The sequence below is a fragment of the Oscillibacter sp. PEA192 genome (assembly GCF_003574015.1).
GTDB lineage: Bacteria > Bacillota > Clostridia > Oscillospirales > Oscillospiraceae > Oscillibacter > Oscillibacter welbionis.
The window spans coordinates 2,565,308-2,586,483 of the sequence record NZ_AP018532.1 but is presented as its reverse complement, the minus strand read 5'-3'; the positions used below and the strand labels follow the sequence as shown (position 1 = coordinate 2,586,483).

The window sequence follows — 21,176 nt, the reverse complement described above, 5'->3', positions numbered from 1 at the left end:
ATGAAAGCATGTCCCGAGAGAAGCGCGGCCCTGGCGCTGCTGCGCAAGTACAATGCCGAGCCCTTCCATATCCAGCACGGCCTGACGGTGGAGGGCGTCATGCGCTGGTACGCTCAGGAGCTGGGTTACGGCGAGGACGCGGATTTCTGGGCCGCCGTGGGCCTGCTCCACGATGTGGACTTTGAGAAGTGGCCGGAGGCGCACTGCAAAAAGGCTCCGGAGCTGCTGGCGGAGATCGGCTGCAGCGACGAGCTCATCCACGCCGTATGCAGCCACGGATACGGCCTGTGCTCTGACGTGGAGCCCACGGAGGAGATGGAGAAGGTCCTCTTTGCCGCGGACGAGCTGACGGGCCTCATCGGCGCGGCGGCGCTGATGCGCCCCAGCAAGAGCTGCCAGGACATGGAGGTCAGCTCCCTGAAGAAGAAGTTCAAGGACAAGAAGTTCGCCGCCGGCTGCTCCCGGGACGTCATCAAGACCGGGGCCGAGCGGCTGGGGTGGACGCTGGAAGAGCTGATGGAAAAAACCCTCCAGGCTCAGCGGAGCTGCGAGGAGAGCGTGGCGGCCCAGATGGCGGCCCTGTAACCCTGTATGGAAAACTGAGAACAGCCGGCCCTGGTGGGGGCCGGCTGTTCCTGATTCAGCGGGGGGGGGAGGGCGGTCAGAGGCGCTTTTCATAGGCGATTTTCTCACTGTTGTCGAACCGGATGGTGCCCCGGTACTGAAACCCCTGCTTGGCCAGGATATGCTGCATTTTATGATTTCCCGCGTCTGTGTCCACCCGAAATTCCCGGACCCCCCGATCCCGGCATAGGTCCTCCACCAGCTGGAAGGCCGTACCGGCGGCGCCCCGGCCCCGGGCCGCGTCGGATAGGGCCAGGCGGTGTACCACTACATAGGGCTCCTCCCGGGCCCAGGTGCCGTTCAGATGGTCGTAGGCCGGTTCTCCGTCGAAATCGACGCAGAGGTAGCCTAGAGGGATGCCGTCCTCCTCCAGAAAATACCCTTTTCCCGTTCGGACGTCCCGTTCCAGGCAGTCCCGGTCCGGATAGCCCGTCTGCCACTGGTCGATCCCCTGTGCCCGCAGGTGGGCCTTGGCCTGGTTGATGATGTCCATAGCCAGCTCCACCTCGGAAAGTGCGGCGGCTCTCAGTCTGCGCATACGACTCCTCCTTTTGGTGCCGCGCCGGGAAACTACCGCACCGCTCTTGACGGACCGTTTCCGGGTGCAGTACAATATCCAATGGAATTTTTTCAAGATACTGGATTTCCTGTATATTATATGATTCATCTAATATCTTGTCAATAGAGAGGGGAGAAACGTTTGGAGATCAACGCAGTGGTGTCGGAGAACGCCCGGCGGCTCCGGGAGGAGAAGCGGCTGACTCTGGACGAGGCCGCCCGTCTGACGGGGGTGTCCCGCAGTATGCTGGCCCAGATCGAGAAGGGGGACGTGAACCCCACCATCTCCATGGTGTGGAAGATCGCCAACGGTTACAAGGTGTCTTTCACCTCGCTGGTGGAGCCGGCCCGGGAGCGGCCGGTGCTGCTGCGGGGCGATGACGCGCCGATTCTGGAGGAGGATGGGGGGAGGTACCGGAACTGCCCGGCCTTCCCCTTTGACGGGGAGCGGGGGTTCGAGACCTATCGGATCGTGATGCTCCCCGGCGGCGCACTGGAGGCCCAGCCCCATCTGCCGGGGACGGAGGAGTATGTGACCGTCTTCGCCGGGGAGGCGGAGATCGGCCTGCCGGGGGAGACCTACCGGCTCCGGACCGGCGACTCCCTGCGCTTCCCGGCGGACCAGCCCCACCGCTACCGGAACCCGGGGACGGAGGAGACTCAACTCAGTATGCTGATCTGGTACAGGCATTAAAGAACCAGCCCGGGCCGTCAGGCCCGGGCTGGGGCATTTTTCAGGAGAGGGGGCCGGGTCACCGCCTCCGCCGGCCCCATAGGAAGCCCAGGGAGAACAGCACCGCCAGCATCAGCAGGGAGAGCGCATTGGCCGCCAAGGTTTCCGGCGGGCCCCAGCTGTGATTGGAAAAGGGGATCACCAGCCGGCAGGCCAGAGAAAACAGCGGGAGGCCGGGGTACTGCCCCAGCCCCGCCAGCAGGAAGCTCCGGGCCTCACTGGAGACAAAGTGGAACTGCCACACGTACAGGGCAAAGCTCACCAGACTGGGCCACTGGGTCAGCAGCAGGCAGGCGGGGTAGCTCCTTTCGGAGCGGCCGCACAGATGCCCCAGCCAGAGGCAGAACACGATGGCTGCAGGCACCTGGATATAAAAGGCCAGTGTAAACAGGAAGGCAGGGCCGTTCAGGGACAGGGCGGTGAGCCAGTTGCACAGCCAGCCCCACAGGCCGGGCACCAGGGCCAGCAGCAGAAGCTTCCAGGTCTTCATAGGGCGCCTCCTTTTCAAAAAGCAAGAGGTGTCTCTGCTTGAAAGAAACAGAAACACCTCCTGATGCTTTATTCCATGCTGATAATATAATAGTACACAGGCTGTCCGCCGGAGAGGACCGCCACCTCCGCACCGGGACACACCTCTTCAAACAGGGCCCCGGCCTTCTGAGCGTCCGCCTCCTGCACATCCTCGCCGAAGTACAGGGAGATGAAGGAGGCCTCCCGCCCGGCGGCGTCCTCCGCCAGCTTGTGGAGCAGCGTGTCAAGGGAATCGTCCGTGTCGAAGAGCTTGCCTTCCTCCAGGGCCAGATAATCGCCCTCCTTGATGGCGAAGCCGTCGAAGTCGGAGTCCCGGGCGGCGTATGTGATCTGGGCCGTGGTGACGGAGCTGAGGCTTCCCGTCATGGCGTCAGTAATGGTCTGGGCATCCGGCGCGTCGAAATCCACGTTCATCATGGCGGTGATGCCCTGGGGCACGGTCTTGGTGGGGATCACCACCACCTGCTTCTCCGTCAGGGCGGCACACTGCTGGGCTGCCATAATAATGTTGCCGTTGTTGGGCAGGACGAACACCGTCTCCGCCGGGATCTTGTTCACGCCCTCCAGAATACTCTCGGTGGAGGGGTTCATGGTCTGCCCACCGGACACCACACCGTCGGCCCCCAGGTCCCGGAACACGGCGGCCAGGCCGTCCCCAGCACACACCGCCAGAAAGCCGTAGGGCTTCTCCGGCGCCGCCACGGCGGGCGTTTCTTCCGCGGGGACGGACTCCAGCTCCGCCTCCACCGCGTCCAGGTCATCGGTGCTCTGGACGTGCTTGCCCGCGGCCAGGTCGTCCGCCTGGGTCCGCATGTTCTCGATCTTGGCCAGCTCCAGGGTACCGTATTTCTGGGCCTCGTTCAGGGCGTTGCCGGGGATGTTGGTGTGGACGTGGACCTTAAAGGCCTCGTCGTCCTCGCCGATCACCAGACTGTCACCGATGCTGTTGAGATATGTCCGCAGCGGCTCCAGCGAGATATCGGCCATGGCCTTGCGGACGATGAATACCGTGTCGAAGGCGAAGGTGATGTCCTCCGCCGCCATGGTGGCGAAGTCTGCCTTCTCCTCTCTGGACTCGCCAGCCTCCGTCTCGGGCATGGGCTCGCCCCGCAGTTCCGCCAGCATGCCGTCCAGGATCAGGAGATAGCCCTTGCCGCCGGCGTCCACCACGCCGGCCTTTTTCAGCACCGGGTTCATCTCGGTGGTCTGGGCCAGGGCGGCATAGCCCACTCGGATGGCGTCCTCCAGGACCCGCTCCAGGTCCGTCTCTCCGGCGGCGGCTGTGTCCACCGCCTGCTTGGCGGCAAGACGGGAGACGGTGAGTACCGTGCCCTCGGCGGGCTTCATCACCGCCTTGTAGGCGGCGGAGACACCCTCCTGCATGGCGGCGGCGAAAGCGGCGGCGTCCGCAGTCTCCCGGCCCTTCAGGGCCTTGGACAGGCCTCGGAACAGCAGGGAGAGAATGACGCCGGAATTGCCGCGGGCCCCCCGCAGCAGGGCGGAGGCAGTGACGGAGGCCGCCTGCTCCACAGTGGCGGGCTCGCTCTTGCGCAGCTCCGTCACGGCGGTGCCGATGGTCATGGACATATTGGTGCCCGTGTCGCCGTCGGGCACGGGAAAGACGTTCAGGTCGTTGATGGCCTGCTTCTGGGCCGTGATGACGGCTGCGCCGTGGAGCACCATCCGCTTGAACAGTGCGCCGGTGATTTGTTCGTTCATCTGTCTCGTTCCTCCCTCACAGGGTCATGGAATCCACGCACACGTCCACGTCCTTGACGGTGACGCCGGTGTTCCGGGTGACGACATAGCGCACTTCATTCATGATGGAGCGGCAGACCGCGGGGAGATTGACGCCGTTTTCCACGATGATGTGGAGCTCGATGGAGATGGAGTTGTCGTCGTGATAAGTGATGCTGACGCCCTTGCTCATGGCCTCCCGGCGCAACAGATGCACCAGGCCGTCCGTCATGGAGCGGTAGGCCATGCCCTTGACGCCGAAGCAGTTGGTGGCCGCCATGCCGGTGATGTTGGAGAAGACGGCGCTGCTGACGGTGATATCGCCGTGGTCAGACTTGAATTGAATCATGAGAACGTCCTTTCTTTCCCAGGAGTTTGGCACGAAGGGCGGCGGGCCGCCTGCTCTGGACAGCGGCTGTCCACAGCCTGTACTTTGAGAACCTTATTATATACGATTCCCCGTGAAAGTACAAGTCTAAAAAAGACCCGGCTCCGGCGCGGAAAGCTATTGAAATCTTCCGCGGCTTGCCGTAAAATAGACAAATCACGGGATTTTTCAGAAACTGAAGGCCACAGAGGTGAAGGCTGGAGGGGAAAGGAGAGCGACCCAATGAAAAACAAGGGCCCGCTGTATGTGCTGACCTGCTATGTCATCTGGGGCCTGCTGCCCATCTTCTGGAAGCTGCTGGCCCAGGTGGATTCCCTGTATGTGCTGGCCAGCCGCATCGTGTGGTCCATGGTGCTCACCGGAGGCATCCTGCTGCTGCGGCGGGACCGGCTGGCCGGTGTGCGGGCCGCGTTCCGGGACCGGAGGGAGTGGGGGCTGCTGGCCGCTGCGGGCTGCGTGGTCTGCGTCAACTGGGGCGTCTACATCTGGGCGGTGGCCAACGGGCACATGATCGACTCCAGCCTCGCCTACTATATGAATCCCATCCTGGCGATCCTGTTGGGGACGGTCCTGTTCCGGGAGCGGCTGACAAAGCTCCAGTGGCTGGCGGTGGCGGTGACCTTCGCGGGACTGGTAATCACTGTCATCCGCTACCGGCAGATCCCCTGGATCGCCCTGGTGATCGGCGGCAGCTTTGCTGTTTACGGGGCGCTGAAGAAGCAGGTCCGTTCCGACGCGGCGGTCTCCACCTTTGTGGAGACGCTGACCCTGGCGCCCTTTGCCCTGGTGCTGATCTTCTGGATGGAGGCCCACGGCACCGGCGCCGCCGGGGTCCTCTCTGGTTGGCAGTGGCTGCTGCTGCCGGTGTCCGGCGTGGTGACCACTGTGCCGCTGATGTTCTTCGCCGCCGGCATGAAAACCACGCCAATGACCCTCTCCGGCATTCTGATGTATATCAACCCCACCATGCAGCTGCTGCTGTCCGTGGCGCTGTATGGAGAGGCATTCACCGCCACCCACGCCATTTTGTTCGGCTTCGTCTGGACGGGGCTGATCCTGTACCTGATCTCCGGCGCCCGCGAGAACCGGAGGCACCGAGAGGAGGAAAAACCATGCGTGTGATTACCGGCACTGCCCGCGGCCGCCGGCTGAAGGAGCTGGAAGGGACGGAGACCCGCCCCACCACCGACCGGGTGAAGGAGGGGCTCTTCAGCGCCCTGCAGTTCGACATCGAGGGGCGCCGGGTGCTGGACCTGTTCGCCGGAACCGGCCAGCTGGGCATCGAGTGCCTCAGCCGGGGTGCCGCCTCTGCCGTGTTCGTGGACCGGCGGGCCGACGCCGTGAAGCTGATTCGGGAGAATTTGAAGCTGACGGAGCTCCAGGACCGGGCCCGGGTAGTGGCGGGGGACTCCATGGAGTTTCTGCGGTCACTGCGGGAGCGGTTTGACATCGTGTTTCTGGACCCTCCCTATGAGGCGGGGCTGCTGGAGCCCGCCGTCGCCCATCTGACAGCGTTTGACATTCTCAATCCCCATGGTATAATTGTGGCAGAACACCCGGCGGACCGGAGCCTTCCGGCGCCTGCGGCGCCCTACCGGGTGCGCCGCACCTACCGTTACGGCAGGATCGCCCTGACGCTGATCCGCCGGGGCGGAGACCGAGAAAACGAGGAATGACCCCCATGAGAACAGCGATTTGCTCCGGCTCTTTCGACCCCATCACCCTGGGGCATTTGGATATCATCCGGCGGGCGGCTGCCTGCTTTGACCGGGTCTGTGTCTGTGTCAGCCCCAACGCTGAAAAGCGAAACCAGATGTTCACACCGGAGCAGAAGCTCCAGCTGGTGCGGACGGCGGTGGCGGACCTGCCCAATGTGGAGGCGGAGCTGTGGCCGGGCCTGCTGGCGGATTTCGCGGTGCGGCACCATGCCTCCGCCATCGTCCGGGGCGTGCGCAACACCACGGACTTTGACGTGGAATATCAGATGGCTCTCATCAACCGGGGGATCCATCCGGAGCTGGAAACGCTGCTACTGCCTGCCAGCGCGGCATATCAGCACTTCAGCTCCTCCATGGCTCGGGAGATGATCCGCTATCACCAGCCGCTTGAAAACTATTTGCCCGCGTCCATCGTGCCTCTGGTGCGGGAGATGACGGAAAAGAAGGAAGGATGAGTCCCATGGCAAATGATGTGAACCGTTTGATCGATATGCTGTACGAGCGGATCGAGGACGCCAAGTCCCCGGCCCTGAAACCCAATATGAGCATGGTGGACCGGGACGAGCTGCTGGATCTGCTGGACGAGCTGCGGGCCCAGCTGCCGGTGGAGATCAAGCGCGCCCAGGAGCTGCTCTCCGCCCGGGACAAGTTTGTGGAGGATGCCAAACGGGACGTGGACCGGATGATGCGTCAGGCGGAGCTGGATGCCAAGACCAAGGTGTCCGACAGCGAGGTGCTCTATGCGGCCAAGGAGAAGGCCCGCCAGATGGTGGCCCGGGCGGAGGAGCGCTGCCGCCAGTTGTACCAGGTGACCAATGAGTATGCCGAGGACGCCCTGGCCCGCACGGAGGAGGCGGTGCAGATGGCGCTGGATGAGGTGAAGCAGCAGCGGGTGCGGTTCCGCAGTGCCTCCGCTGCCAAAATGCAGGAGCAGCGGGACAAGCTGGACGGCAGGACCCCGCCCCAGGAGGATGGCGGCGAGGAGTGATGCCGCAGGTCAACCGTAATCTTAAAAATTTGTGAAAAACGCCAAAGGATTTGGCGAAACTTTTTTGGAATACTCTAGATGTTGCGGAGAAAATGAAAAAAAGCACCCCATGGCACAAGTTCTTGCGTCATGGGGTGTTTTTTATTTTACGTAAACTTGTCAAAGAGATGTCGAACATCTGTTTTAAAATGGCGATTTTGGCCGAAAAATGCCATAATTTGGCGTTCTTAGCGGCGGTTTTCCCGGAAAAAACTGCTTGCAATCCCGGCCAATTTCGCTTATACTCAGAGCATGTGGTGGGGAAAAGTGGGTAAAAGTAGAGATTAAGTGCCAAAGAGACCCCATCCAGACCCAAAAAACGCGGGAAAGGGGGGATCAACCGTGGCCAGGCTGTTGGGAAAATCCAACAACAGCATCGACTCCAAGGGCCGTCTGGTGATCCCCTCCGCCATGCGGGAGGCCCTGGGCGACACGTTCTACATTACCATCGGCGCGGAGCACTGCCTGACCATTTACCCTCAGGCCAAGTGGGACCAGATGTCCGAGGAGATGGACGACCTCTCCTATACAGAGGCCCGGGCGCTGACGCTGCTATACGCCAACGCCGTCCAGTGTGAGCCGGACGCCCAGGGGCGGGTGCTGATCCCTGCCAGCCTTCGGGCCCACGCGGGACTGAAAAAGACCGCCACCATCGTGGGATTGAATTCCTTCGCCGAGATCTGGGACGAGAAGACCTGGACGGAGCGGGAGCAGCGGATGCTGGAGAGCGACGATATGGCCGCGGCCATGGACGCCCTGGCCCGTGTCCGGCGCAGCCGCGGGTGAGTGCCGATGGAATACACGCACAAGCCTGTTCTGCTGGACGCCTGCATCCAAGCACTGAACATCCGCCCCGATGGGATCTATGTGGACGGCACCCTGGGACGAGCCGGACACTCTCGGGAGATCGCCGGTCGGCTGACCACCGGGCGGCTCATCTGCATCGACCGGGACCAGGCCGCCATCGACGCGGCGCAGGACCGTCTGGCCCCCTGGCTGGCCCGGGTGACGCTGATCCACAGCAACTTTTCGGAATTGAAGGAGGTCCTGTCCCGGTGCGGTGTCAGCGGCGCCGACGGGATGCTCTTTGACTTGGGCGTGTCCTCTCCCCAGCTGGACGACGCCTCACGGGGCTTCTCCTATATGCAGGACGCCCCGCTGGACATGCGGATGGACACCTCCGCCCCCCTGAGCGCCGCGGACATCGTGAACACCTGGAGCCAGGAGGAGCTGCGGCGCATCCTGTTTGAATACGGCGAGGAGCGGTACGCCCCCGCCATCGCGAGAGCCATCGTCCGGGCGCGGGAGACCGCGCCTGTGAAGACCACCCTGGAGCTGGTGGAGATCATCAAGAGCGCCATGCCTCCCGCAGCTCTGCGGGAGAAGCAGCACCCGGCCAAGCGGAGCTTTCAGGCCATCCGGATCGCGGTCAACGGTGAACTGGATGCCCTGCCCCCCATGCTGCGGGCGGCGGTGGACGGGCTGAACCCCGGCGGTCGCCTGGCCGTCATCACCTTCCACTCTCTGGAGGACCGGATCGTCAAGCGGACGCTGGCGGAGCTGGCCCGGGGATGCGTCTGCCCGCCGGAGTTTCCGGTGTGCGTGTGCGGCAAAAAGCCCCAGGTGCGGCTGGTGACCCGCAAGCCCGTCACGGCGGGCGGCGCGGAGCTGGAGGAGAATCCAAGGGCCCGCAGCGCCAAGCTGCGGGTGGCGGAAAAGTGCGGCTTTGACCTTTGACCACACCGGGACCATCCGGTGTTAATGTGTGTGAGAACGGCTCCGTGCCGGTATGGCGGAGCAAAAGGAGGGACCTTCTTTGGCAGCAGCGCGGGAACTGCGGTACAACAGCCGCAGCGCGGTATATGGGGACTTGGCGTACGACCTGGACCGGGAAGTCCGGGAGCGCGCTCTTCGGCACGCCGGAGAGGCTCCCCGTCACCAGACGGCGGTAGAGGCCGTCCCCAAGGCGAAGCCCCGGGTGCGGAGCCTCTCCAAGGCGCAGGTACGCCAGCGGCAGAAGGTGTCCGTCCTCTCCGTTTTGGGCGTGGGCGCGGCCATCGGCCTTGCAGTGATGGTGCTGATGGGCTACATCCAGCTGACGATCATCTCCGACGAGGTGGTGTCCCTCCAGAACCAGCTGGAGGAGCTGCAGACGGAGAACGTCACACTCACCGCCCAGCACGAGCAGATGTTTGACCTGGCCACCGTGAAAGAGGTGGCGGAGGCGGCGGGCATGAGCAAGCCCAGCAGCAGCCAGATCTATTACATCGATCTGTCGGAGGGCGACAGTGCCGTGGTCTATCAGCAGGAGGAGTCCAATCTGCTCAGCCGTTTGCTGACCTCGCTGAACCACGGGATCTACGCCGTGGTGGAATATTTCGAGTGACGGCCGCACTATAATGAAGCGAACGGTGGGGAGTAAGAAGGGGGCCTTCTTACTCCTTGCTTTGGTATTGCGTATGGACGGGGGAAGCGGCCCCGGCGTTCCGAAAGGAGAACAGGCATGACGGACAGACCCAGAAGAAAGAGCGACGCCGCCCGCCGGGCGAACCAGGTAATCCGGGGCAGGACGATGCTCATCATGCTGCTGTTGGGTGTGGCCTCCTTCACAGTGCTGTTTTGGAAGCTGTACGATCTGCAGATCAACCGGCACGACGAACTGAAGGCCGAGGCGGTGAGCCAGCAGACCGACAGCATGGTCATCAGCGCCTCCCGGGGGACGATCTACGACAAAAACGGCGAGATCATGGCCATCTCCTACTCCACGGAGACAGTCTTACTGGATCCCGGTGGCGTCCAGGACTTTGTAGAGTCCCAGGAGCAGAAGATCCAGGATGCGGCCGAGGAGGCTGCCGAGAAGGGAGCGCCTTACACGGCGCCGGAGGTGCTGGACCAGGCGTATATCGCCCGGGGCCTCAGCCGCATTCTGGATGTGGAGGAGGAGACCATCCTGGAGCACCTGGAGAACACCGCCAACCGATACTGGGAGGTCAAAAAGAAGGTAGACCAGGACGTGGCCGACGAGGTCCGCCGGTTCATCAACGGAGAGATCGACGATGAGGGGAACCAGCTTACCACGGTGGACGAGGACGGCAACACCGTTCTCATCTCTACCGGCGGGCGGCCCACCCGGCTCCAAGGCATCTCCCTGACGCCGGACACCAAGCGGCTGTATCCCTTCGGCTCTCTGGCAGGCAATGTGATAGGGTTCGTCAATGCCAACAATATGGGCGCCTACGGGCTGGAGGCGTCCTATGATGACGTGCTCAGCGGCAGCACTGGACTGACCATCACGCCTACCAACGTAAACGGCACGCCGTTGTTGTTCAGCGGCGGCGAGCAGATGTTTGATGCGGAGAATGGCAGCAGCTTGGTGCTGACTCTGGACACCAACGTCCAGTACGCCCTGGAAAAGGGCCTGGAGAGTATGCTGGATAAGTACGACGCGGCCAACGGCGGCACCGGCATCGTCATGGACGTGAACACCGGCGGCATTGTGGCCATGGCCTCCTATCCCAACTATGATCCGGGAGACTTTTCCACCATCTATACTGAGGGACTTCAGGCGGAATTGGATGCCGCTCTGGCGGAGATCCAGCAGAACCGCAGCACCTACGAGACGGAGGAGGCGTACAATCAGGCGCTGGCGAATGCCCGGGCCACCATCCAGTTCAAGCAGTGGCGGAACAAGTGCTATCAGGACACCTACGAGCCCGGCTCCACCTTCAAGCCCATCACGCTGGCCACGGCCCTGGAGGAGGGCGTGGTGAACATGAACACCACCTTCACCTGCACCGGCTCCATCCACGTGGAGGGCTGGGGAAAAGCCATCAACTGTTCCAAGCGGGCCGGCCACGGCACCCAGACCCTGAAGGTGGCTACCGGCAACTCCTGCAACCCGGCCTTCGTCACCATGGGCCTGAAGATCGGCACGGAGGCATACTACCGCTATCTGAAGTCCTTCGGCCTCATGGAGACCACCGGTATCGACCTGCCTGCGGAGGCGGAAGGCATCTTTGCCAATGAGGACAGCTTCAACTCCAACGTGGTTTCCCTGGCGGCCTACTCCTTCGGACAGACCTTCAACGTCACGCCCCTGGAGCTGATCCGGGCCCAGGCAGCCACCATCAACGGCGGCTATCTGTATACCCCCTATCTGGTAGAACAGGTGCTGGACGACGAGGGCAACATCCTCAGTCAGCACGAGACCACAGCGGTGCGGCAGGTCATCAGTGAGGAGACCTCCGCCAAGGTGCGGGAGTGCCTGGAGTGGGTGGTGTCCGACGGCGGCGGCCGCAACGGACAGGTGACGGGCTACCGCATCGGCGGCAAGACCGGCACTGCGGATAAAACCGGCACCAAGGACGTGGTGGTGTCCTTTATGTGCTTCGCCCCGGCGGACGACCCACAGTACATCATGCTGCTGACCATGGACACCCCCAGCCGCACGACCGGCACTGCCGTGTTCGGCGGCACCATGGTGGCCCCGGTGGCCAGCCAGATCATGAGCGAGATCCTGCCTCTGCTGGGCGTTGAGCCGGATTACACCGCCGAGGAGCTGGTGGGCGCTGACACCACGGTTCCCAATGTGGTGGGACAGACCAGGGAGGCCGCTGAAGATCGGCTGGCTGACCTGGGCTTCACCTTCCGCACTGTGGGGGACGGGGACACGGTCACCGACCAGACCCCCGCCGGCGGCGCCATCGTGCCGGGAAATGCCTCCATCATCCTCTACCTGGGGCAGGAGAAGCCGGACACCCCCTGCACCGTGCCCAATGTGGTGGGGAAGAGCGCCTCAGAGGCCAACAAGGCCATCACCAACGCCGGACTTATCATGAAGGTCACCGGTACCACCACAGCCAGCTCCGGCAATGTCTACGCCATTACCCAGTCTCTCCCTGCGGGCACGGAGGTGGCGGCGGGCACGGTGGTGACCGTCCAGTTCGGCGACAACTCTGTCCTGGATTGAGAAAGCAGGTTCTGCATGGTTTTTGGCACCTTCCTCCGTATACTTTGCAAATCCCCTTGTTTATAATGAGGGACGGCAAACTGCTGCCAGACTGAACAAAAGGGGTGTGCATACAATGCATTTGAAAACGCTGCTGGCAGGGCTCTCCCTGCGGTCCGCCACCGCGGACATGGAGACGGAGATCACCCGTATCAGCTATGACTCCCGGACCACGGCACCCGGGGACGTCTTCGTGGCCATGACCGGCTTTGCCACCGACGGCCACGCCTATATCGGAAAGGCCGTGGCGGCGGGAGCCGCCGCGGTGGTGTGTGAGCGACCGCCGGAGGACAGCTCCGTGCCCTATGTCCTGGTGGAGAACTCCCGCCGGGCCCTGGCGGTGATGGCCGCCAACTATTACGGCCATCCGGCAGACAGCATGACCATGGTGGCCGTCACCGGCACCAACGGCAAGACCACCACCACCTATCTGCTCAAGGCCATCCTGGAACAGGAGCTGGGGGCCAAGGTGGGCCTGATCGGCACCAACCAGGATCTGATCGGCGACGAGGTGGTGCCCACTGAGCGTACCACACCGGAGTCCCTGGAGCTCCAAGAGCTGTTTGCCCGGATGCGCTCCGCCGGCTGCACCCATGTGGTGATGGAGGCATCCTCCCACGCTCTGGCGCTGGATCGGGTGTACGGTATCCACTACGCGGTGGGCATTTTCACCAACCTGACCCAGGACCACCTGGATTTCCACAAGACCATGGAAGCCTACTGCGACGCCAAGGCCATCCTGTTCCAGAACTGCGACGTGGGCGTCTGCAACGCCGACGATCCCTGGACAGAGCGGCTGCTGCAAAACGCCGCATGTCGGCAGTACTTCTATGCAGAGCACGCCGCGGCAGACCTGCGGGCGGAGCATATCACCCTTGCGGCGGACCACATCGCCTTCGATGCGGTGACAAAGGATAGCCGCACGCCCATCAAAGTTGGCATTCCCGGCGGGTTTATGGTATATAATACGCTGGATGTGCTGGGTGCGGCTCTGGCTCTGGGCGTTCCTCTGGAAAAGAGCGCCCGGGTGCTGGCTGCAGTTCCCCATGTGAAGGGGCGGGTGGAAGTGGTCCCCACGCCGGGAAAGGACTACACGGTCCTGATCGACTACTCCCACACGCCGGATAGTCTGGAGAATATTCTTCGCACCGTGAAGGGCTTTGCCAAGGGACGCACCGTGGCCCTGTTCGGCTGCGGCGGCGACCGGGACCGGACCAAGCGGCCTATTATGGGCAGCGTGGCGGCGGAGCTGGCGGACTTTGTGGTGGTGACCTCCGACAACCCCCGGACCGAGGACCCGGAGGCCATCATCGCCGACATCCTGCCGGGCCTGGAGGGCAGCGGCACCCCCTACCAGGTGATCTGCGACCGGGTGGAGGCCATCCACTGGGCGATGGACCACGCGCAGCCCGGCGATGTGATCGCCCTGTGCGGCAAGGGCCACGAGACCTACCAGGAAGTGAACCACGAGAAGCACCACATGGACGAACGGGAGATCGTGGCGGAGCACTTGACGGGGAAGTGACCGCCGGGCGTCCGGCGTCAAGCGGTTTGCCGCAGGCAAACCCTTGAAATCGGCCGAATTCACTTCGGGCGGTCCGCGTGAAATGCGGCTGTCAGCCGTGGGCGGCGCCGCATGGACAATGGGATACGGCGGGACATCCGGCGGAGGATCGGCCGCCGGAGAACCGCTGGAATCAGGAACGTACCAAAGGGCCGGGGCTGTGCCCGGCGAAGGAGAGGGAGACGGATATATGACACTTTCTTTGATCGCGGCGGCCGTCAGCTTTGTGCTGACGCTGCTCATCGGCAGATTTCTCATCCCGGAGCTGCGCAAGCTGAAGGCCGGCCAGGAGATCCGGGAGGACGGACCCACGTGGCACAAGTCCAAGGCCGGCACGCCCACCATGGGCGGCATCATGTTCATCCTGGGTGCGGGCGTCACCGTGTTCATCCTGGGTTGGAGCTTCATGCTGGAGGGGGTGTTCTGGCACCTCTACGTGTATCTCTTCGCCCTGATCTTCGGCCTGATCGGCTTTGTGGACGACTACCGCAAGGTCCGCCAGCACCAGAACGAGGGACTGACGGCCCGGCAGAAGTTCATCCTTCAGCTGGCGGCGGCGGTGGTGTTCCTGGTGCTGATGCGGTACGAGGGCCTGCTGACAAACGACCTGTATATCCCCTTCCTGAACATGAGCTTTACCATCAACTGGATCGTGTATCTGATCTTCGCGGCCTTCGTCATCGTGGGCTGCGTCAACGCTGTGAACCTGACCGACGGCATCGACGGGCTGGCTGCCAGCGTCACCTTTGTGGTGATGGCGTTCTTCACCGTAGCCGGCGTCCTCTGGAGCACCTACGGCATCCAGGCTCTGTTCCCGGCGGCTATGGCGGGAGGGCTGGCAGCCTTCTTCGTCTATAACCACCACCCTGCCAAGGTGTTCATGGGGGACACCGGCAGCCTGTTTCTGGGCGGCGCAGTGGCAGCCCTGGCCTTTGTGTTCGATATGCCCCTGGTGTTGATCCCCGTAGGCATCATCTACATTCTGGAGACGCTGTCCGATATTATCCAGGTGGGTTACTTCAAGCTGACCCACGGCAAGCGGTTCTTCAAGATGGCCCCCCTGCACCACCACCTGGAGCTCTCCGGCTGGAGTGAGGCAAAGCTGGTGGCGGTATTCTCCCTGGTGACGCTGGCGGGCTGCGTCCTGGCCTATCTGGGCGTCCAGGGACGATTCTGAGCACTCTGCGCCGGCCCGCTGCGGAGCGCGGCAAGATCCACAGACCCCGAGAGGAGGGAAGCAGTATGGTACGGCAGAAAAAAGCCCCGGCGGCCCGCCGGCGACCCATGAGTCGGGAAGAGGCCCTGGCCCGGCAGGAGCGCCAGCAGCGCCGGCGGGAGCTGGAGCAGGAGAGCCGGGAATTGGCCAAGGGGCCCATTGACCTGCCCTTCTTCATCCTGGTGATGCTGTTGACCGGCGTGGGCCTGGTGATGCTGCTGTCCGCCAGCTTCCCCTCCGCCTATTACGAGACGGACGGCCAGAACCCCATGTCCTACTTTATCCGCCAGGGCGTGTTCGCCATCATGGGCGTGGCGGCCATGCTCTTCATTGGCAAGATCAACTATCAGCGGTTCCGCGGTCTTGCAAAGCCGCTGCTGTATCTGGCCGTCATTCTGCTGATCCTGGTGATTGTTCCGGGCAACCCCTTGGCCATTACCCGGAACAACGCCACCCGCTGGCTGGGCATTCCAGGTACTTCGCTGCAGTTCCAGCCCTCGGAGATCGCAAAGCTGGCGGTGGTGATCTATTTTGCCGACAGCATCTCCAAGAAAAAGGACCGTATGCAGACGTTCCGCTACGGCATCGCCCCCTATGCGGTGCTGCTGATTGTCTTGGCAGCCCTGGTGGGCATCGAGCCCCACCTCTCCGGCGCCATCCTCATCATGGGCGCCGGCGCGGTGATGATGCTGGTGGGCGGCATCCACTGGAGATGGGTGGGGCTGGCTATGGGTGCAGCCGGACTGCTGCTGTATCTGGTGCTGGGCGTGATCGGCTACAACGCCTCCCGCATCGAGATGTGGCACAACCCCTGGCTGGATCCCCAGGGAGCCGGTTACCAGCTGCGCCAGAGCCTCATCACCATCGGCTCCGGCGGGCTGTGGGGCGTGGGCCTGGGGAAGAGCCGCCAGAAGTTTCTCTATCTGCCGGAGGAGCACAACGATTTCATCTTCGCCATCGTCTGCGAGGAGCTGGGCCTGATTGGCGCCACCGTTATCATGCTGCTGTTCGCGGCGCTGATTCTCCGGGGCTTCTGGATCGCCCTTCATGCCCGGGACCGGTTCGGCAGCCTGATGGTGGTGGGCGTCATGACCCTGGTGGGCCTTCAGACCTTTTTGAACATCGGCGTGGTGACGGGCCTGCTGCCCACCACCGGCATCTCCCTGCCGTTTTTCAGCTATGGCGGCACGGCGCTGTCCATCCAGCTGGCGGAGATGGGCATCGTCCTGTCGGTATCCCGGCAGATGAAGCCTACAAAGGCGGGGTAGTACGACCCAGAGGAGTTAAGAGATAAAAGATAAGAGATAAAGGCGGAATCTCAAAATGTCCGGCTGTGCCGGACACCGAATCTCTTCTCCCTTCACTTTTATCTCATATCTTTCGATTGGAGTGCAGCAAAGTGGAAGCATCATTGAAGAAGGTGATCTTCACCTGCGGCGGCACGGCTGGGCACGTGAACCCGGCTATCGCGCTGGCCCAGCTGATGCGCGAAAAGGACCCGGAGACAGAATTTTTGTTCGTGGGAGCGGAGCGGGGACTGGAGAAGGACCTGATCCCCAAGGCGGGATACGACTTCCGCACCGTCCACATCTCCAGCTTCCACCGGTCCTTCAAGCCTCGGGAGATCCGGCACAACCTGGTCTCTGTGGGGAACCTCCTTCGGGCGCCCGGAGAGGCCCGGGCCATTCTGCGGCAGTTCCGGCCGGACGTGGTCATCGGAACGGGGGGATACGCCAGCTTCCCTATGGTGAAGGCCGCTGCCAAGGCGGGGATCCCCACGGCCGTTCACGAGTCCAACATGGTGCCCGGCCTCACCACGGAGATGCTGGAGCCCTTCGCGGACCGGATCATGGTGGGGTTTGAGGCCTGCCGGGAGCACTACCGCCACCCGGAGAAGGTGATCGTCACCGGTACGCCGGTGCGGCGGGACTTCTTCCATCTGACGAAGGCAGAGGCCAAGCGCCGCCTGGGCGTGGAAGACGGCCGGCCCCTGCTTGTGTCCTTCTGGGGGTCCCTGGGGGCCTCGGGCATGAACCGGCAGATGGCGGACTTCCTGGCGCTGGAGGCGGCCAAGGAACCTTTCCACCACATCCACGGCGCCGGAAAGGATGGCTATCCAGTGCTGCTGAAGCTGCTGCGGGAGAAGGGAGTGGACCTGGCGGACCACCCGGCGCTGCAGGTGCGGGAGTACATCTATGATATGGCCGCCGTCATGCGGGCGGCGGATCTGGTGCTCTGCCGGGCGGGGGCCTCCACCATCAGCGAGCTGACGGCACTGGGGGTCCCGGCGCTGATCGTGCCGTCCCCCTATGTCACCAACAACCACCAGGAAAAAAACGCGAGGGTCCTGGAAAACGCCGGCGGTGCCGCGGTGCTGCTGGAGAAGGACTGCTCCGGTCAGGCGCTGTTCCAGGCGGCCTGCGGCATCCTTCATGACGGAGCGCGCCGGGCCTCCATGGAGCGGGCCATGTCCGCCCTGGGAATCCGGGACGCCACAGAGCGAATTTATCAAACCGTGCTGGAAATCTGCCAGTAACCACGAAACCCCGCCGGCCATAGGATGGACTGTTGAACCATTCTGGATTCGGAGGGGAACGGATATGAGCCAGCTTTTGTCGGTGCGAGGCGGCCGCCGCCTGGAGGGAGAGGTCACGATCCAGGGGGCCAAGAACAGCGTCCTGCCCATTCTGGCGGCCACGCTGTTGGCAAGGGGGCAGGTGGCGCTGCTGGGCTGCCCCCGGCTGCGGGATGTGGACGCCTCCATCCGCATCCTGCGGCATCTGGGCTGCGACGCCCATTGGGAGGCGGATGCCCTGGCGGTGGACACCACCGCCCTGCGCCGCTGTGAGATTTCGGATGTACTCATGCGGGAGATGCGCTCCTCCGCCATTTTCCTGGGGGCGATCCTGGCCCGGTGCGGGCAGGCGGACCTGAGCTACCCCGGCGGGTGCGAGCTGGGCCCCCGGCCTATCGACCTCCACCTTGCGGGCCTGCGGGACCTGGGGGCGGAGATCCGGGAGGAGGGCGGCTTCCTCCACTGCCGGGCGGACCGGCTGCGGGGCCGGGAAGTGGTGCTGCGGATGCCATCCGTGGGGGCCACGGAGAATCTGATGCTGGCCGCCTGCGGGGCGGAGGGCGTCACGGTGATCTCCAACGCCGCCCGGGAGCCGGAGGTGGTGGACCTGCAGAACTTCCTGAACGCCTGCGGGGCTCGGGTGTCCGGGGCGGGGAGCTCCGCCGTGTCCATAGAGGGCGGGCAGGACCTCCACGGCTGTACGTACCGGGTCATGCCGGATCGGATCGCGGCGGCTACTTACCTCTGCGCGGCGGCCTCTGCCGGCGGGGACATCTATCTCCGGGGCGCGGAGGAGGGGCACCTGTCCACAGTCACCGCCGCCCTGCGGGAGGCGGGCTGCACGGTCACGGCAGACAGCGGAGGCATCCGGGCTCTGTGCCGGGAGCGGCTGCGGGCCGTGGGGCCGGTGCAGACGGCGCCCTACCCCGGCTTTCCAACGGACGCGCAGGCGGTGCTGATGGCGGCACTGCTGCGCAGCCGGGGCGCCACGGTATTTGAGGAGAACATCTTTGAAAACCGCTATCGCCATGTGGACGAACTGATCCGCATGGGGGCCAGCATCCGGGTATCCGGCCGGGTGGCGGTGGTCACGGGTGTGGAGCGGCTTCACAGCGCGCCAGTGCGGTGTACGGATCTGCGGGGCGGGGCGGCCCTGTGCGTGGCGGCTCTGGCGGCGGAGGGGGAGACCCGTGTCTCCCAGATCTGCCACATCGACCGGGGCTACGAAGACCTGGCCCGGGACCTGCGGGCTCTGGGGGCGGACGCGGTGCGCGTGGAAGAGACAGAAAACGGGTAGGAGAGACGACATGGCCAGACGCAGACATTCCAACCGGCGGCGCAGGAGGGGAAACTTCGGCTTCCTCTATAAGCTGCTGTCCGTGCTGGTGATCTGCGCGGCCGTGGTGATGGCCCTGACGCTGTTCTTCCGGGTGGACACCATCGAGGTCACGGGGACTGAGCGGTACACCGAAAAGGACGTGATCGAGGCCAGCGGTATCCAGCTGGGCGACAACCTCTTTCTGCTGAACAAGTACGAGGCCGCCCGCAGCATCGCGGAGCAGCTGCCCTACATCGACATTGAGGACATCCGCATCCGGCGGGAGCTGCCGGACACTCTGCTGATCGATGTGGCGGAGTGCGGTACACCCCTGGCGGTGATCCAGGACGGCAGCGCCTGGCTGCTGAGTCCCAAGGGCAAGATCGTGGAGCAGCTGCCGGCGTCTCAGGCTGGGGACTATGCGGTGATCGACGGCTGTGAGCTGCTGGCCCCCTCGGTGGGCACGGACATCGCCCTGTCCACGGAGTTCGCCAATCAGCAGACCAGTCTGCTGGCGCTGCTGGCGGCGCTGGACGCCGCGGGCCTGACGGACCGGGTGGATGCCATCCACCTGGACGATCTGTCCCGGCTGACTATGGACTACGCCGGCCGCTTTTCTGTGGAGATGGAGTACAACGCGGACTATGACCGGATGCTGCAGATCCTGGAGGCGGGAATCAGCAAGCTGGAGAGTAACCAGACGGGCAGCATCCGCCTGGACCTGAATCCGCCGATCCTCACGCTGGACTGAGAGTGGCGGATTTGGCAGAAGATTGCCGAGACAGGGGGGACGGACCGCCGCCCCTCCTTTTTCCGGACAAAAATCTGAGGGAAAAGCCCGATGGACTCTTGACCAGAGGGCGAAAGTGTCATACAATAAACTAAATGTTATGAGATACAGGATATTGTGAATCCAAAGGGACGATCCTCCCTTTTTACACAAACGATAGTAGGAGGCACCACTATATGGCATTTGGATTGGAGACCGGTCCCGATACCGTTGTCAATATCAAGGTCATCGGCGTGGGCGGCGGCGGCAACAATGTGGTCAACCGCATGGTCCGCAGCGGCACCAAGGGCGTGGACTTTGTGGCGGTCAATACCGACAAGCAGGCGCTGAACGTATCCAGCGCCACCTATAAGATCCAGATCGGCGAAAAGCTGACCCACGGTCAGGGCGCCGGATCCGACCCCGAGGTGGGCCGCAAGAGCGCGGAGGAGAGCCGCAACCAGATCGCCAAGGCGCTGGAGGACACGGACATGGTGTTCATCACCGCGGGCATGGGCGGCGGCACCGGCACCGGCGGCGCCCCCATCGTGGCGGAGATCGCCAAGGAAATGGATATCCTCACCGTGGCGGTGGTCACCAAGCCCTTCGGATTTGAGGGCCGCCGGCGGATGCAGCAGGCGGAGGCCGGCATCGCGGAGCTGAAGGACAAGGTGGACTCTCTGGTCATCATCCCCAATGAGCGGCTGAAGCACGCCACGGACCAGAAGATCACCTTTGCAAACGCCTTCGAGATCGCGGACGACGTGCTGCGCCAGGCAGTGCAGTCCATCTCTGACCTGATCCGGGATACCGGCTTCATCAACCTGGACTTCGCGGACGTCACCGCCATCATGAAGAACGCCGGCATGGCCCACATGGGCGTGGGTCGGGCCGCCGGCAAGGGCAAGGCCGAGGAGGCCGCCAAGATGGCCGTTTCCAGCCCCCTGCTGGAGACGTCCATCGAGGGGGCCAAGGGCGTGCTCATCAATGTCACCGGCTCCATGGACATCGGTCTGGAGGAGGTGGAACAGGCCGCCAGCCTGGTCCAGGCGGCGGTTCATCCCGATGCGCTCACCATCTTCGGCGCCACCTTCGACGAGACGCTGGATGACGAGATCCGTGTCACCGTCATCGCCACCGGCTTTGACAAGGTGCCGGAGCAGCTGCCCAAGGTGCCGCCCATCCAGGCGGGGGCCGCCGGCCAGCAGAGCGCTGCGGCAGAGCCCATGCCTCTGAAGGAAGAGGACGTGCCCAAGCCGGAGGAGCCGGAGGATGACCCCTTCGAGGATATTTTCAAAATTTTCAATAAGCGGGATTGAACGATTTTTTTCCAGGACCTGCGGGTATTTGCCTGCGGGTCCTGTTTTTTTGCCGCCGCGGCGGCACAGTCAAAGCCTGCCATGGGGCTGC

General features: G+C 63.5%; 21 protein-coding genes. 17 read left to right on the top strand and 4 right to left on the bottom strand.

All coding sequences use genetic code 11. From position 1 onward, the window contains the following. Positions 1-585, top strand: a complete 585-nt coding sequence (locus DN611_RS12810; protein WP_021750871.1) for a hypothetical protein — start codon at positions 1-3, stop codon at positions 583-585. Positions 586-661: 76 nt separating this feature from the next. On the opposite strand, the gene DN611_RS12805 is transcribed toward DN611_RS12810, so the two are convergent. Beyond that, entirely contained in the window at positions 662-1,162 is a 501-nt protein-coding gene (locus DN611_RS12805) for a GNAT family N-acetyltransferase (protein ID WP_025544657.1), read from the bottom strand. 162 nt (positions 1,163-1,324) lie between these two features. On the opposite strand from DN611_RS12805, the gene DN611_RS12800 reads away from it, so the two are divergent. After that, positions 1,325-1,876: a helix-turn-helix domain-containing protein gene (locus tag DN611_RS12800; protein WP_119311566.1), complete on the top strand. Its 552-nt coding sequence runs from the start codon at positions 1,325-1,327 to the stop codon at positions 1,874-1,876. Between the two features lie 58 nt (positions 1,877-1,934). Here DN611_RS12800 and DN611_RS12795 read toward each other — a convergent pair whose 3' ends face one another. The 3 genes from DN611_RS12795 to DN611_RS12785 form a co-directional block, all read right to left on the bottom strand. Beyond that, positions 1,935-2,405 (bottom strand): hypothetical protein, encoded by a 471-nt coding sequence (locus DN611_RS12795; protein WP_025544659.1) that lies wholly within the window; start codon positions 2,403-2,405, stop codon positions 1,935-1,937. A 68-nt stretch (positions 2,406-2,473) separates the two neighbouring features. Then, positions 2,474-4,165, bottom strand: a complete 1,692-nt coding sequence (locus DN611_RS12790) for a DAK2 domain-containing protein (RefSeq protein ID WP_119311565.1) — start codon at positions 4,163-4,165, stop codon at positions 2,474-2,476. A 16-nt stretch (positions 4,166-4,181) separates the two neighbouring features. Beyond that, on the bottom strand, positions 4,182-4,532 hold the full coding sequence (locus DN611_RS12785) for an Asp23/Gls24 family envelope stress response protein (RefSeq protein WP_021750866.1): 351 nt from the start codon (positions 4,530-4,532) through the stop codon (positions 4,182-4,184). Positions 4,533-4,793: 261 nt separating this feature from the next. On the opposite strand from DN611_RS12785, the gene rarD reads away from it, so the two are divergent. From rarD to ftsZ, 15 genes are all read left to right on the top strand, one after another. Beyond that, positions 4,794-5,693 carry an EamA family transporter RarD gene (rarD, locus tag DN611_RS12780; RefSeq protein WP_119311564.1) on the top strand — a complete coding sequence of 300 codons (900 nt, stop codon included), beginning with the start codon at positions 4,794-4,796 and terminating at the stop codon, positions 5,691-5,693. Further along, the gene (gene rsmD / locus DN611_RS12775; RefSeq protein WP_021750864.1) at positions 5,684-6,247 is read left to right on the top strand and encodes a 16S rRNA (guanine(966)-N(2))-methyltransferase RsmD; all 564 of its coding nucleotides are present in this window, start codon (positions 5,684-5,686) and stop codon (positions 6,245-6,247) included. Before rarD ends, rsmD begins: the two co-directional genes overlap by 10 nt. Positions 6,248-6,252: 5 nt before the next feature. Further along, the gene (coaD, locus tag DN611_RS12770) at positions 6,253-6,744 is read left to right on the top strand and encodes a pantetheine-phosphate adenylyltransferase (protein WP_025544663.1); all 492 of its coding nucleotides are present in this window, start codon (positions 6,253-6,255) and stop codon (positions 6,742-6,744) included. Between the two features lie 5 nt (positions 6,745-6,749). Next, positions 6,750-7,277 carry a hypothetical protein gene (locus DN611_RS12765; protein WP_025544664.1) on the top strand — a complete coding sequence of 176 codons (528 nt, stop codon included), beginning with the start codon at positions 6,750-6,752 and terminating at the stop codon, positions 7,275-7,277. 381 nt (positions 7,278-7,658) lie between these two features. Continuing rightward, complete coding sequence (mraZ, locus tag DN611_RS12760) at positions 7,659-8,102, top strand: division/cell wall cluster transcriptional repressor MraZ (protein ID WP_021750860.1); 444 nt, start codon at positions 7,659-7,661, stop codon at positions 8,100-8,102. Between the two features lie 6 nt (positions 8,103-8,108). Continuing rightward, complete coding sequence (gene rsmH, locus DN611_RS12755) at positions 8,109-9,053, top strand: 16S rRNA (cytosine(1402)-N(4))-methyltransferase RsmH (RefSeq protein WP_119311563.1); 945 nt, start codon at positions 8,109-8,111, stop codon at positions 9,051-9,053. Positions 9,054-9,132: 79 nt separating this feature from the next. Beyond that, the gene (locus DN611_RS12750) at positions 9,133-9,702 is read left to right on the top strand and encodes a hypothetical protein (RefSeq protein WP_025544668.1); all 570 of its coding nucleotides are present in this window, start codon (positions 9,133-9,135) and stop codon (positions 9,700-9,702) included. A 117-nt stretch (positions 9,703-9,819) separates the two neighbouring features. After that, entirely contained in the window at positions 9,820-12,285 is a 2,466-nt protein-coding gene (locus tag DN611_RS12745) for a penicillin-binding transpeptidase domain-containing protein (RefSeq protein WP_119311562.1), read from the top strand. 115 nt (positions 12,286-12,400) lie between these two features. Further along, entirely contained in the window at positions 12,401-13,849 is a 1,449-nt protein-coding gene (locus DN611_RS12740; protein WP_119311561.1) for a UDP-N-acetylmuramoyl-L-alanyl-D-glutamate--2,6-diaminopimelate ligase, read from the top strand. Positions 13,850-14,078: 229 nt separating this feature from the next. After that, on the top strand, positions 14,079-15,065 hold the full coding sequence (gene mraY / locus DN611_RS12735; protein ID WP_036631121.1) for a phospho-N-acetylmuramoyl-pentapeptide-transferase: 987 nt from the start codon (positions 14,079-14,081) through the stop codon (positions 15,063-15,065). 65 nt (positions 15,066-15,130) lie between these two features. Then, complete coding sequence (gene ftsW / locus DN611_RS12730) at positions 15,131-16,372, top strand: putative lipid II flippase FtsW (protein ID WP_174233003.1); 1,242 nt, start codon at positions 15,131-15,133, stop codon at positions 16,370-16,372. A 131-nt stretch (positions 16,373-16,503) separates the two neighbouring features. Further along, positions 16,504-17,640: an undecaprenyldiphospho-muramoylpentapeptide beta-N-acetylglucosaminyltransferase gene (gene murG, locus DN611_RS12725; protein ID WP_119311560.1), complete on the top strand. Its 1,137-nt coding sequence runs from the start codon at positions 16,504-16,506 to the stop codon at positions 17,638-17,640. Between the two features lie 64 nt (positions 17,641-17,704). Continuing rightward, positions 17,705-18,976 (top strand): UDP-N-acetylglucosamine 1-carboxyvinyltransferase, encoded by a 1,272-nt coding sequence (murA, locus tag DN611_RS12720; RefSeq protein ID WP_021750850.1) that lies wholly within the window; start codon positions 17,705-17,707, stop codon positions 18,974-18,976. A gap of 10 nt (positions 18,977-18,986) precedes the next feature. Continuing rightward, positions 18,987-19,748: a cell division protein FtsQ/DivIB gene (locus DN611_RS12715; RefSeq protein WP_021750849.1), complete on the top strand. Its 762-nt coding sequence runs from the start codon at positions 18,987-18,989 to the stop codon at positions 19,746-19,748. A gap of 215 nt (positions 19,749-19,963) precedes the next feature. Continuing rightward, complete coding sequence (gene ftsZ, locus DN611_RS12710) at positions 19,964-21,085, top strand: cell division protein FtsZ (RefSeq protein ID WP_119311559.1); 1,122 nt, start codon at positions 19,964-19,966, stop codon at positions 21,083-21,085. The last annotated feature ends 91 nt before the right edge of the window (positions 21,086-21,176 follow it).